This window comes from Clostridia bacterium (assembly GCA_024653205.1).
In the GTDB taxonomy this organism is placed as follows: Bacteria; Bacillota; DSM-521; order Neomoorellales; family SLTJ01; genus JANLFO01.
This window is the reverse complement of sequence record JANLFO010000012.1, coordinates 1-12130: the sequence shown is the minus strand read 5'-3', so window position 1 is coordinate 12130 and position 12130 is coordinate 1. Positions and strand designations below refer to the sequence as shown.

11 protein-coding genes are annotated in these 12130 nt (G+C 60.1%); all 11 read left to right on the top strand.

What is annotated here, in order from left to right; all coding sequences use genetic code 11:
• Nucleotides 1-16 precede the first annotated feature (16 nt).
• Nucleotides 17-619 (top strand): hypothetical protein, encoded by a 603-nt coding sequence (locus NUV99_07405; protein MCR4419934.1) that lies wholly within the window; start codon nucleotides 17-19, stop codon nucleotides 617-619.
• 14 nt (nucleotides 620-633) lie between these two features.
• Nucleotides 634-2487, top strand: a complete 1854-nt coding sequence (locus NUV99_07400) for a PEP-utilizing enzyme (protein MCR4419933.1) — start codon at nucleotides 634-636, stop codon at nucleotides 2485-2487.
• A 189-nt stretch (nucleotides 2488-2676) separates the two neighbouring features.
• Nucleotides 2677-3747 (top strand): PEP/pyruvate-binding domain-containing protein, encoded by a 1071-nt coding sequence (locus NUV99_07395; GenBank protein MCR4419932.1) that lies wholly within the window; start codon nucleotides 2677-2679, stop codon nucleotides 3745-3747.
• A 16-nt stretch (nucleotides 3748-3763) separates the two neighbouring features.
• The gene (ppcB, locus tag NUV99_07390; protein MCR4419931.1) at nucleotides 3764-5197 is read left to right on the top strand and encodes a phenylphosphate carboxylase subunit beta; all 1434 of its coding nucleotides are present in this window, start codon (nucleotides 3764-3766) and stop codon (nucleotides 5195-5197) included.
• 53 nt (nucleotides 5198-5250) lie between these two features.
• Nucleotides 5251-5793, top strand: a complete 543-nt coding sequence (locus NUV99_07385) for an HAD hydrolase family protein (GenBank protein MCR4419930.1) — start codon at nucleotides 5251-5253, stop codon at nucleotides 5791-5793.
• Between the two features lie 202 nt (nucleotides 5794-5995).
• Nucleotides 5996-7429 (top strand): phenylphosphate carboxylase subunit alpha, encoded by a 1434-nt coding sequence (gene ppcA, locus NUV99_07380; protein ID MCR4419929.1) that lies wholly within the window; start codon nucleotides 5996-5998, stop codon nucleotides 7427-7429.
• A gap of 21 nt (nucleotides 7430-7450) precedes the next feature.
• The gene (locus tag NUV99_07375) at nucleotides 7451-7708 is read left to right on the top strand and encodes a phenylphosphate carboxylase subunit gamma (protein MCR4419928.1); all 258 of its coding nucleotides are present in this window, start codon (nucleotides 7451-7453) and stop codon (nucleotides 7706-7708) included.
• A 104-nt stretch (nucleotides 7709-7812) separates the two neighbouring features.
• Nucleotides 7813-9570 (top strand): helix-turn-helix domain-containing protein, encoded by a 1758-nt coding sequence (locus NUV99_07370; GenBank protein ID MCR4419927.1) that lies wholly within the window; start codon nucleotides 7813-7815, stop codon nucleotides 9568-9570.
• Nucleotides 9571-9592: 22 nt separating this feature from the next.
• Nucleotides 9593-10972 carry a UbiD family decarboxylase gene (locus tag NUV99_07365; GenBank protein MCR4419926.1) on the top strand — a complete coding sequence of 460 codons (1380 nt, stop codon included), beginning with the start codon at nucleotides 9593-9595 and terminating at the stop codon, nucleotides 10970-10972.
• The gene (locus tag NUV99_07360; GenBank protein MCR4419925.1) at nucleotides 10969-11562 is read left to right on the top strand and encodes a UbiX family flavin prenyltransferase; all 594 of its coding nucleotides are present in this window, start codon (nucleotides 10969-10971) and stop codon (nucleotides 11560-11562) included. The genes NUV99_07365 and NUV99_07360 overlap by 4 nt, the downstream gene beginning before the upstream one ends.
• Nucleotides 11563-11598: 36 nt before the next feature.
• Nucleotides 11599-12130, top strand: a 532-nt coding sequence (locus NUV99_07355; protein MCR4419924.1) for a phenylacetate--CoA ligase family protein, incomplete at its 3' end; no start/stop codon positions are given.

Here is a 12130-nt window from a genome sequence, read left to right as displayed (position 1 = left end):
GGGAGGCTTTCTCGGCATGTCAGAAAATTCCAGAAACCTCTGGGCTAATCCGGGAGTGGCCGGGATCTTGGGGTTGTGCTGTGTCGTGATTCCCCTCTGCTGCATGAACCTGGGTTGGCTCCCTCCCGAAGGCGGACCTTGCCTGCTGGGATGGCTCATCTTTGGGGGTTTGATTCAGGTAATAGCCGGGATCATCGAACTACGAAGAGAAGGGGGCATACTGTTGGCCACGCCCCTGATAGTATTCGGGTTCATGCTCTGCATAACGCCGGCGTTCGGGGAAATGGTAAAGCTTTGGATCGGTGCCACGTCGGCCCCTGCGGCGGCCAACGGAGCGGGCTTCCTGGTAGTGGCAGTCTACGTGATCTCTCTGTTCGTTGCCACCGGCACGATAAGCGGCCTTCTGTTCGTCCTTTGCATACTCTTGGACATCGGTCTGTGGCTGGCGGGCCTATCGTTCCTGGGGGTCGTGGGCGGAGCCCTGGCCGCCGTGGGGTGGATAGTCCTTCTGGTATTCGCCCTGGGAATGCTGTATATGGCCTGCGGCATATACCTGGCAGAAGTCTTCGGAAGACCGATCCTGCCTTTAGGCAAGCCCATTTTCACACCTAACCGGTAGAAGGAGGGCTTGGGATGGCAACAAGACGGTTCCCCATGCCGTGGGAGGTAAAGGTGCCGGCCGAGCTCGAAGGCTGGGAGGAAATGTACCCCCCGTATTACCTTTTCAGTGAGGACAGGAAGGACTGGGAGGGCAGGCATTTTTGGTACCGGGACAAGATCCACGCGGCCGACCCCATGCCTCCGTGGGACCTGATCTTTCAGGAAGCGTGGCAAATGGCCCTATCCCAGAACAACACCCGGGTCTACTGCCTCCCGCCGGCGCAAGGCGTTGCCCACCGGATCGTCGGCTGTTATATGTACATTACTCCGGTAGAGTCGCCTTCGCCGGAAACCGTGGCCAAGAAAGCAGAAGTGTTCCAGCAAAGACTGAACTACATGCTGGAACACTACCCGGAGCTCTGGCCGAAATGGCTGGACAAATTCACCGCTACGGGCAAGGAGCTGCAGTCCATCGTGATACCGGACCGGCTGCCGGATATCGAGCCCGATGAGATTATTTATCCGGCACCCCGGGGGTACTATTCCACCTTCAATGTCATCGAGGCCTACGACCGGGTAATCGACCTCACCTTCAAGGCCTGGCAGTACCACTGGGAGTACCTGAGCCCCTGCTACCTGGCCATCCTGACCTTCTCGGACGTAGCCAGAAAGCTGTTCCCGGGAATAAACGACGCCGTGCTGGGCCGGATGATCAGCGGCGTCTCCGTGGCCATGCTGCGCCCGGAAGAAGAACTCTGCAGGCTGGCCCGGACGGCTATGGATATGCCCAAGGTAAAGGAGGTGCTGAAGCGGGACATCCCTGCAGCGCAAAAGCTTGAGCTGCTCAAAGACTCCGCTGAAGGCCGTGAGTGGCTTAAGGCCTACGACGAGAAGAAGGAACCGTGGTTCTACATGTCCTGCGGCAGCGGCTGGCTGCACTACGAGGGAAGCTGGATTACCCACCCGGATGTCCCCTTCGGCTACCTCAAGGGATACGTGGAGCGGCTGGAGCGCGGCGAGGCGATCGAGCGCTCGGTCGAAGAAATCCAGGCGGAACGCGACCGTCTGGTGGAGGAATACGCCGCCCTGATCCCGGAGGAGGAAGACCGCCGGAGCTTCGAGGACCTGTACAAGACCTGCATGCGGATCTACCCCTTTGCCGAGGATCACATCTTCTGGGTGGAAAACTGGTTCCATACCATCCTGTTTGAGAAGATGCGGCAGTTCGGCCGCCTTCTTGCCAGGTACCAGTTCCTGAACGAGCCGGACGACATCTTCATCTTCAATCGCTTTGAGATACCGGTCATGCTGGAAGACCTGGTTACCGCCTGGGCTCTGGGAGAAGGTGTGCCGGGCCGGGCCGCCCTGTGGAAGAAGAAAGTCCAAAGAAGGAAGGAAATCCTGGAGGCGGCCAAGAAATGGGGCGAACCGCCCGCACTGGGAATCCCGCCGGAGGAAGTCACCGAGCCGGTGACCATTGCCAACTGGGGCGTCACCACCGAAACCGTGCGGAAGTGGCTGGACGCCATGGGCGGCGCGGCCGCGGGCGAGGAACAGGTAACGGAGCTGAAAGGCTTCGCCGCCTCGGCCGGAGTAGCCGAAGGCAAGGTCCGTATCGCCCGGTCGCTGGAAGAAGTGGTTGACATCCAGCCCGGAGAGATTCTGGTAGCTCCGTATACCAATCCTTCCTGGTCACCGGTATTCACCAAGATCGCCGCCACGGTCACCGACATCGGCGGTCTAACCACCCATGCCGCCATCGTAGCCCGCGAATACGGCATCCCGGCGGTAACCGGCACGGGCTCGGCTACCACCACCCTCAAGAACGGGGATTTGATCCGCGTGGACGGCAGCACCGGGGTGGTGACCATTTTGCGGCGAGCCTAGGGCTAAACATTCTTGGGCTGGGGCCTATCCCGGGAACGGGAAGGCCCCTTTTTCTAAAATCGCTTAATTTAATTATCTGGCTAACTTGTTTTAGATCATATGAACCATAGACAGAAGCAATACAAATAGTTTATTCTCAAATCAGAGCACAGATGTACTATTCCTACAATAACGAGGAGGTGGAAAGGCATGGAGGCAGAAAAGCAGGTTTTCTGGCTAGAAGAGCTGGGAAGGGATCACAACGACCTGGTCGGGAAGAAGTGCGCCAATCTGGGCGAGCTCAGGCGGGCGGGTTTCCCTGTACCCCAGGGGTACGCCCTCAGCCTTAAGGCTTACGACCGGTTTATGCAGCAAACCGGCCTGGTCGAGGAGCTCCGTCGTTATTTTGCCTCCGAAGCCTGCGACCCCGAAGATCTGGAGAAACTGTCGAAGGTGTCCGACCGAGCGCGCGAAATGGTCGAGCAGACGCCCGTTCCGGCTGAACTCGAAGCTACCATAGTAACCTACTATCAAGAGCTCTGCCGGCGAGAGGGGCGGACCGACGTCCCGGTGGCCACCCGGTCCGCCGGTCCGGTCAGCCATCCCGGTCAGTACGAGAGCTACCTTTACGTCAGCGGTCCGGACGCGGTCGTACACCACGTGAAGAAAGTATGGTCCAGCACCTTCAACGCCCGCTCCCTGGCCGCCCGCGCCCGGCTCCAACTGCCCCTGGAGTATGACCCGATAGGAGTGGCGGTCCTGACCATGGTGAGGGCCCGCGCCGCCGGCGTAATGTTCACGGTAGATCCCACCAACGGCGACCTTTCCAAAGTGGTAATTGAGGGAAGCTGGGGCCTGGGAGAGGCGGTGGTATCCGGATCGGTAACTCCTGATCGTTTCAAGGTTAACAAGGTCACCCTGGAAATCGAGGACAAACACGTATCCTATAAGGAACGGGAGTTTAACTTCGATCCCTCCCTGCGGCGTTCCTGCTACCGCGATCTTCCGGAAGAAAAGGCCAAAACCCCCTGCCTGGAGGACCGGGAAGTAATAGAACTGGCCAAGGTGGCCCGGCGGGTGGAAAAGCACTACGGTTGCCCGCAGGATATCGAATGGTGCATCTGCGAGGATCGGGATTTCCCGGACAACGTGTTCCTGGTTCAGTGCCGGCCGGAAACGGTGTGGAGCAAGAAGGCACAGGGGCCGGTTCTGGGCAAGAAGACCGGCTTTGATATGCTCACCGAAAAGGCCATGTCCGGAGTGAAACTGAGAGTATCCTGAAGGGGAGGGGCGAATGATGGCCGCCATTGCCGATTTACGGGGTTTTATCGCCGCCTGCGAAGAAATTGGGGAGCTCAAGCGGATCTCCGCCGAGGTGGACTGGAACCTTGAGCTCTCGCACATTTCCAAGCTCAACGAGGAACGCGGGGGTCCGGCACTGCTGTTTACCAACATAAAGGGCTATAAGACACCGGTGTTCACCGGGGCACTGGCCACCACCAGACGCCTGGCCCTGGCCCTGGGCATGCCGGTGGATCTCAGTCTGTGCGAACTGGCCAAGCAGTGGAGCAAGCGCGCCATTAAGGAGGTCATCCGTGCCCGAGAAGTAGAGGGCGGGCCGGTAACCGAAAACGTACGGAGCGGCGATGAGGTAAACCTGGAGGAGTTCCCCGTACCCTTCTATTACCCCTTGGACGGCGGCCGCTACATCGGCACGGCGGTGTTTGCGGTGGTCAAGGATCCGGAAACGGGGGAGATCAACCTCGGGACCTACCGGATGCAGATGTTTGACCGCAACAGCATCGGCGTGCAGATGCTGCCGGGCAAACGCGGAGAAAGAATCTTGCGCAAATACAAGAAATTGGGAAGGCCGTGTCCGGCGGCGGTAATAATCGGTGCCGACCCGGTACTGCTCATGGCCGGTGCGGGCATGCACGAGGGAGCCAGTGAATACGACGTGGCCAGCACCATCAGAGGGGAGCCGGTCGAGGTATTTATCAGCGACCTGACCGGATTGCCGCTGCCGGCCAAGGCAGAGCTCATCCTGGAAGGGGAAATCGAACCGGACCCCGAGAAGTGGCGGACGGAGGGGCCGTTCGGGGAATACACCGGCTACTACACCGACGAGCTCAAAAAACCCATCAAGAAACCGTGGATGCTGGTCAAGCGGGTTATGTACCGCAACGATCCCATCCTTTGGGCCACTTCGGTGGGACGGCCGGTCGGCGACCAGCAGATGCTTCTGGCCTTCACCCGCACTGCCACCCTGTGGACCGAACTGGAAAGGATGAAGATACCCGGCCTAAAAGGCGTGTTCATTCCCCCTCAGGCGGCCGGTCGCTTCTGGGTAATTGCTTCGGTAAAGCAGGCCTATCCCGGGCATTCGGCCCACGTCGCCGACGCCATCCTGGCCACCCACACCTGCAACTACGGGACCAAGGGGATCATCGTGGTAGATGACGACATCGAACCCGACGACCTGGACCGAGTATGGTGGGCTTTGGCCGTGCGCTACGACCCCATGCGGGGCACGGAGATCATCAAGCGCGGCCGGTCCACTCCTCTGGATCCGGCTCTGGACCCAAACGGCGACAAGCTCATCACCTCACGCATCATTATCGACGCTACCATACCCTTCGAATGGGGCGAAAAGAGGCCGGTTGAGGTGCGCCTGGACGAGGCTACAGTGGCCAAGGTAAAGGCCCGCTGGTCCGAGTACGGGTTGGCCTAGACCGTGCCCCACGGAGAATCACTGAACCATCACGTTTTTGGGAGGTAGATGACATGGTAAAGGTCAAGGAAGAAGCCGTTAAACGGGCCGCAAAGGTAAAACTGGTACTCCTCGACGTCCACGGGGTCATGACCTCCAACGAGGTGCTCTATGACGACGACGGCCGCCGTTACCGCCCCTTTTCCCACCAGGACGGGTTCGGGGTAAACGCTCTGCTGGTTAACGGCATTGAAGTAGCCATCATAACCCGAATGTCTAAATTGGTGGCGGCACGGGCGAAGGATATCGGCATTAAGCGCTACTATGAGAGCAAGGAAAAGGAAAGGAAATACCAGGAGCTCCTTGAAGAGCTGCAACTCACCGATGAGCAGGTGTGCTATGTGGGCGACGAGATAATCGATTTGGCGGCGATGAAGCGGGCAGGGTTTGCGGTCGCCCCATCCGACGCCTGTGCGGAGGCCAAGGAGGTAGCCCACTACGTTACCGACGCCGCAGGAGGAAAAGGAGTGGTCCGAGAGCTGGCCGAGCTTATCTTAAGGGCACAGGGTAAGTGGGAGGCCTTTGTGGAGTTGGTTCAAAGGAAAGGTTGGGGATGATCGGCGGTAGCCCAGGTATTGTGACGCACCGGGACATAATCGGGGCCAACCAATCTCTCTGCGGAGGCCTACAACAGGGGAGATCATCCCTCCTGCGAGCGTTAGCTGGGCGATGAAGCGGGGAGGTCCCAGGCGAGGGGGATAGAGCACAGACCAGCCGGAGGGTGGCCTCCCCACAAACACCAGCCTAGGGGGTAGCAGAATGCAGGCCGTAAAGGACAACCGCGAATACATCGAGGCTCTTGCTGCAAAGGGCGAACTGCTGCGCATAACCGAACAAGTTGACTGGGATCTGGAGGCGGGAGCCATCGTACGTAAGACCTGCGAGGAGGGCGGCCCAGCCGTTCTTATGGAGAACATCAAGGACTATCCCGGGCACCGCTTCCTGGGGGCTCCTCTCGCCAGCTATCGGCGGCTGGCCATCTGTCTCGGGTTGGAACCGGGGAGCCCTATCCCGGAGATCGCGGCCGAATACCAGCGGCGCACCGGCAGGGCACCGGTGGCTCCGGTACTGGTGGACCGATCTCAGGCGCCCTGCAAGCAGAACATACTCATGGGTAAGGACGCCGATCTTTGCGCGCTTCCGGCTCCCATGGCCCATGACGGCGACGGTGGCCGGTACATCGGGACCTGGCATTTTGTAGTAACCAAAGATCCGGATACCGGGGATGTAAACTGGGGCATGTACCGCCAAATGGTGTTCGATTCGCGGCTCATGACCGGGCAAGTCCTACCCATATCGGACGCGGGTAAGGTTTTCTTCGGCAAGTACGTACCCCGCGGGGAGCCAATGCCGTTCGCCACGGTCATCGCCCCGGACCCGCTGGCTGCCATTGCCGCCTCCGCTCCCGCCGCAGTGCCGGAGCCGGAGTTCACGGGGATGCTCATGCAGCGGCCGATAGAACTCGTAAAGTGCGAGACCTGCGACCTGGAGGTACCGGCCCACGCGGAGGCCATTATTGAGGGGGTTATCCTACCGGACGTACGACTGGAAGAAGGGCCCTTTGGAGAGTATACCGGCTTCCGGACGGCACCCCGGGACAAGCGGGTTACCTTCCTGGTTAAGTGCATCACCTTCCGAGACAACCCCATTACTACGATATCCTGCATGGGCGTGCCGACCGACGAAGGGCAACTGCTGCGATCCTTCTCATTGGGGCTCGAACTGGAGAAGCTCCTGCGCAGCCAAGGTCTACCTATCACCGGCGTCTACATGCCCGCGATTTCGGCTCACCACATGATGATCGTGGGCGTGAAACCGGCATACACCGGAATCGCCACGCAGATAGCCCAACTCGCGTTCGGAAGCAAACTGGGTCCCTGGTTCCACATGCTGGTAGTCGTGGACGATACTGTGGATATATACAACCTCAACGAAGTGATCCATACCCTGTGCACCCGCTGCCATCCAAGAAAGGGGATTCACCTCTGGGACGGCGCGGGGACACAACTCTATCCCTTCCTGTATCCTGACGAAAGGGTGAAGGCGTACGGCTACAAGGTAGTGTTCGACTGCTTGTTCCCCAACGATTGGGACGAACTAACCGTGAGACCAAAGCTGGTTTCCTTCCGGTCGGCCTATCCTCAGGATGTGCAGGACAAGGTTCTGGCCCTCTGGAAGAAGTACGGGCTGTAGGTGGGACAGGAGGAAGGAAGAATGGCCAGCTACGATACCTTTGTTAACAGCCTCGGCGAGCTACGCGAGCAGGAAGAGCTGACGTTGCTGGTAAGGGATCTTACCCCGGGCAGGCACAAGTACTGCTACAAGCAGGTTAGGGCCCTGGTGTCCTCGGATCCAAAGAAGTACCCGGACGAGCTTCAAATACGCTATCCAAAAGGGCAACTGGCACCGCAGGTGTATTCCATCCAGGTATTAGAGGTTGTGCCGTTAATACCGGAAAGGTACTTCTCCTAGTCGGGCGGAGCTAGGCCGGCTCCTGTTATTAAGTGGGGGGGCGGGGATAGCCAGTGCCAGGGTCCGTTCCCGTATGTGACGGTAGACCCTCAGGTGGTGTCGCAATGCCAAGGGCCGGGTGGAAGAAGACCTGGGAAGCGATCCAAGTCTTCGCCAACACTCTGGACCGCTCGAAGCTGGCGGCCCAATTGCTGCAATGCGCTTGCTACCTGGCAGGGGCTCCGCGGGGGATTATGGCGGTAAGGGACGGAGAAGGAAGGGGATACAGAGTCTATCACCACCCCCCAGAAGGTAGATGTGGGAATCTGGTCCTAAGCCTGGCGGAAATCCTCTCCCCCAAGCGGGCCGGCGGCGATAATCCGACCGATCCGGTGGCGCTGGAGGAAGCCCTATTGGTGCAGGAGGAGCCTCAACTTCTGGAATCCAATCTCCTGATCCCCCTGCGGGCGGCAGGAACCCTGGTAGGGATAGTCGCTCTTCCCGGCCTCCGCCCTGGCGAGGTAGCGGAAGATCGGTATCCGCACCTGATAATGGTTTGTTGCTGCGGCGCACTAGCGCTTGAGGTAGCGCTAATGAGCGAGCAGGCCGAGCAGAGGTTACAGGAAAAAGTTGCCGAAATGCACGTTGCCAACCTCGTCCTTAGGGAACAGCAGCGGGCCTGGCAGAGCTATCTCGAGGTCCACCACAGGCTGAGTCAATTGGTGCTGAACAACGAGGGCATAGCCGCCATCGGGCAGGGCATTCACGAGACTGTAGGGCGGCCCATATTTGTGGAGGACGAGCTAGGGCAAGGCCTCATCCAGATAGGTTGGCCAGCGGACCAGCCTCCGCACAAGGTAGGCGGTGTCGTGGAGCGTGGCGCCGCTGGCCTCATGCCCCTGCAGCAGCCGCGGTATTTTGGTCGCCACGAAGGCCAGCACGAGATGGTTATACCTCTGGTGGCCGGGAAGGAACTGTTGGGCCACCTGCACGTGCTACTGGAGGGCCGGTTGGGCAGCCTCGAGCACATGCTGCTGCAGAATGCGGCTATGGCGTTGTCCTTGGAGCTTGTAAAGCAACGCACCGCCCGTGAGGCAGAACTCCGCCTGCGCATGGATTTTCTGAGAAGATTACTTCGCGGGGGAGAAATGCCGCCGACCCACCTGGAGGCGGAAGCCAGTCGTCTCGGCCTTCGGTTTGAACCCGGCTACCGCGTGCTCCTGATAAGACCGATTGGCGAGAAGGCCGGAACCACTGAGGCCTGCGGAGCCCTGGCGAAAGCCCTAAACTCGGTGAGAGACCGATTTCAGGAGCTGGAGTACGAGGGCTTTGTAGTTGACGGGGGAAAAGACAGCCTGCTGGTGGTGCTGGGAACGGAAAAGGATGAAACCGAGGGGCGCAAACGAATGGGCGCCGTGGGGGCCGAGTTGCTGGCGCTCCTTAACGGCCAGGGGATCAACGCCCGGGGTGGGATAAGCGGTCCGGGAGGGAAGGCCTCCGATCTTCCGCGGTTACTCAAGGAGGCGAGCAAGGCCCTGGAGATGTCCGCCGCGGGTATGGGCCAGGTCCCGGTAGCCTGGTATCAGGATCTGGGCGTCTTTGCCTGGGTGGAGCTGGATCCCGAGGGTCTAAAGCAAGCAACGCGCCGGCTGCTCGGGCCGGTCCTGGAGTACGAGCGCACGCATAACCTTAACCTCCTTGACACGCTGTCCCTTTATTACCGGCACAACTGCAACCTCAGGAAGACGGCTGCCGCCGGGTATATGAGCCTCAGTACGGTCCGATACCGGCTGCAGCGCATTCGGCAGCTTTCCGGGCTGGATCTGGAGGACCCGGACACGCGCCTGCAGGTGCAGCTGGCACTGAAGTTCCTGGCTCAATAACCGGGGAACGGGAGGGGACGAGGTGGCGTTTACCGACCTGCGGGAATTCCTAAAGGTATTGGCGGGCCTGCCCGGCGAACTGTTGGAAATCGAGGAACCGGTAGACCCCGAGTATGAGGCCGCCGCGGTGCTGGGCTACCGGCCGCGCAACGGCCCGGCGGTACTCCTCCGGGACGTGGCGCGGTACCCGGGCTGGAGAATAGTGGGGAATGTCCTGGGTACGCGTCGCCGCGTAGCGCTGGCCCTGGGCGTAGGCGAGGAAGACCTCATCGCCGAGTACTTCCGGCGCAGGTGTTCGGCGATTCCTCCGAAGGAAGTGCCCACCGGACCGGTTAAAGAGGTGGTAATAACGGCGCCTCTGGACCTCAAGGATTATCTCCCCGTACCCACCTTCCACGAGGGTGACGCCGGACCCTACGTTACCGCCGGTGTGTGCATCGCGCGGGACAAGGCGAGCGGCCGGTATCATCTCGGCATTCACCGAATTCAGCTTAAAGGCGGCAACCGGCTGGGGATCTTTCTGGCCAACCCCCCACTGGCCACCTGGCTGGAAAGCCGTGAAAGCTGCGGAGAGCGGTTGGAAATAGCCATCGCCGTGGGTGTGGACCCGGCAGTACTGCTGGCCGCCGTTACCCGCAGCCCGGTCGGTCCGGACAGACCGGACAAGATGTCCATTGCCGGAAGCCTCCGGGGCGAACCGGTGGAACTGGTGCCGTGCGAAACCGTAGATCTGCGGGTACCGGCAACGGCCGAACTGGTCATAGAAGGCAGGATTGTGCCCGGGCGCAGGGAGAAGGAGGGCCCGTTCGGGGAGACCAGCGGCTATTACTTCACCTTCGATAATCCGGTATTAGAGGTAACCGCCATATGTCACAGGAAAGCACCGATCTACCAGGCCATCGTTCCGGGTACCGATGAAGCGGAAACGATAGTAGGCCTTTCCTCGGTTTCGGAGCTCATTCACCGGCTGAGGGAAGCGCTACCCGGGTTCTGCGGTTTTGCCCTCATTCCCGGAACCTGCGGTTTTCACGGGGCATTGTCGTTGAAGAAGAAAACCAAGGCAGAGGCACGGCAGGCGGCGCTGCTGGCTCTCTCCCTGGATCCTCGGCTCAAACAGGTGACGGTAGTAGACGACGACGTAGACGTTCATTCGCCGGAAGATGTGACCTGGGCGGCGGCCACCCGGTGTCGGCCCGATGAAGATATCATCGTGTTACCCCGGCTGCCCGGCTATCCGATCGATCCCGCATCTGACGGTTCATCCACCGCCAAGGTTATCGTGGACGCCACCAAGCCCGAGGCCGAAACGGAGAGATTCAGACGGGCCGTACCCCATCCGTCGGCCGTAGCCAAGGCAGAAGGCATATGGAAACGCCACCTCCAAGGAGGCCGTAACTCATGAGGCTCATTCTGGGAATATCCGGTGCCACCGGAAGCGTGTACGGAATCCGGACCCTGCAGGTGCTTTCCGCCTTAGGGGTGGAGACCCACCTCATTATGACTCAGCATGCAGAGCGAAACATCCTGATTGAGACCAGCTATACTCCTGAGCAAGTCAGAAAGCTGGCCTGCTACGTCCACGATGTGCGGGACGTGGGAGCGGCCCCGGCGAGCGGTTCCTTCATATCGGGAGGGATGATAGTAGCTCCGTGTTCCATTAAGACTCTCTCCGCCATAGCCAATTCCTACAACGATAATCTCCTGGTCCGGGCGGCAGACGTGATGCTCAAGGAAAGACGGAAACTGGTACTGGTGGTGAGGGAGACTCCTCTTCACCTGGGCCACCTGGAACTGATGGTCCGGGTGGTTCAAGCCGGCGCCGTACTCCTTCCGCCCATGCCCGCCTTCTACCACCAACCGCGAACCATAGAGGACCTGATAGATCAGACGGTGGGCAAGGTACTCGACCAATTCGGTCTGGAGCATAATCTTTTCAAGCGGTGGGAAGGTGCTGACTACTTTGACGCGGCTGCCGCCCGAATTACCTTTTAAGTCGATTTAGGCCCGAGAGTACGGGAGGTATGTCTCATGCTGTCCGACCAAATCTACTGGAACCCGGTGCTGGAGACCATGCCGCGGGAGAAGCTGCGGCAGTGGCAGTTCAGGAAGTTCAAGGAGATCTTCACCTGGGCCTACGAGCATTCGGGCATGTACCGGGCCATGTACGATGCCGCCGGCATCAAGCCGGAGGACATCCGCACCTGGGAGGACATCCGGCGCGTGCCCATGGCGGAGAAGGCCCACTACCGGGGAGCCCAGTGCCAGGACCCCTGGCCCTACGGCAAGAGCCTGTGCGTGCCCATTGAAAAGGTGGTGGAATTTCACCAGACCAGCGGCACCACCGGCCAGCCCATCTACCAGCCGGACACCTGGGAGGACTGGGAATGGTGTCTGGAGTGCTGGTCGTACATCCTCTGGGGGGCGGGGTTCCGGCCCTCGGACCGGGTATTCATCCCCTTTGTGTACAACGTGAACACCGCCTTCTGGCAGGGGCACTACGGGGCGGAAAAGATCGGCTGCGAGGTCATTCCCGGCGGCGGCATGGGCACCGAGGAGCTGC

What these genes read in the sequence shown, in the direction of transcription:
- NUV99_07375 (MCR4419928.1), top strand. Translation starts at nt 7,451, where the DNA reads ATGGCCAGCTACGATACCTTTGTTAACAGCCTCGGCGAGCTACGCGAG.
- NUV99_07400 (MCR4419933.1), top strand. Translation starts at nt 634, where the DNA reads ATGGCAACAAGACGGTTCCCCATGCCGTGGGAGGTAAAGGTGCCGGCC.
- ppcB (MCR4419931.1), top strand. Translation starts at nt 3,764, where the DNA reads ATGGCCGCCATTGCCGATTTACGGGGTTTTATCGCCGCCTGCGAAGAA.
- ppcA (MCR4419929.1), top strand. Translation starts at nt 5,996, where the DNA reads ATGCAGGCCGTAAAGGACAACCGCGAATACATCGAGGCTCTTGCTGCA.
- NUV99_07360 (MCR4419925.1), top strand. Translation starts at nt 10,969, where the DNA reads ATGAGGCTCATTCTGGGAATATCCGGTGCCACCGGAAGCGTGTACGGA.
- NUV99_07385 (MCR4419930.1), top strand. Translation starts at nt 5,251, where the DNA reads ATGGTAAAGGTCAAGGAAGAAGCCGTTAAACGGGCCGCAAAGGTAAAA.
- NUV99_07395 (MCR4419932.1), top strand. Translation starts at nt 2,677, where the DNA reads ATGGAGGCAGAAAAGCAGGTTTTCTGGCTAGAAGAGCTGGGAAGGGAT.
- NUV99_07405 (MCR4419934.1), top strand. Translation starts at nt 17, where the DNA reads ATGTCAGAAAATTCCAGAAACCTCTGGGCTAATCCGGGAGTGGCCGGG.
- NUV99_07370 (MCR4419927.1), top strand. Translation starts at nt 7,813, where the DNA reads ATGCCAAGGGCCGGGTGGAAGAAGACCTGGGAAGCGATCCAAGTCTTC.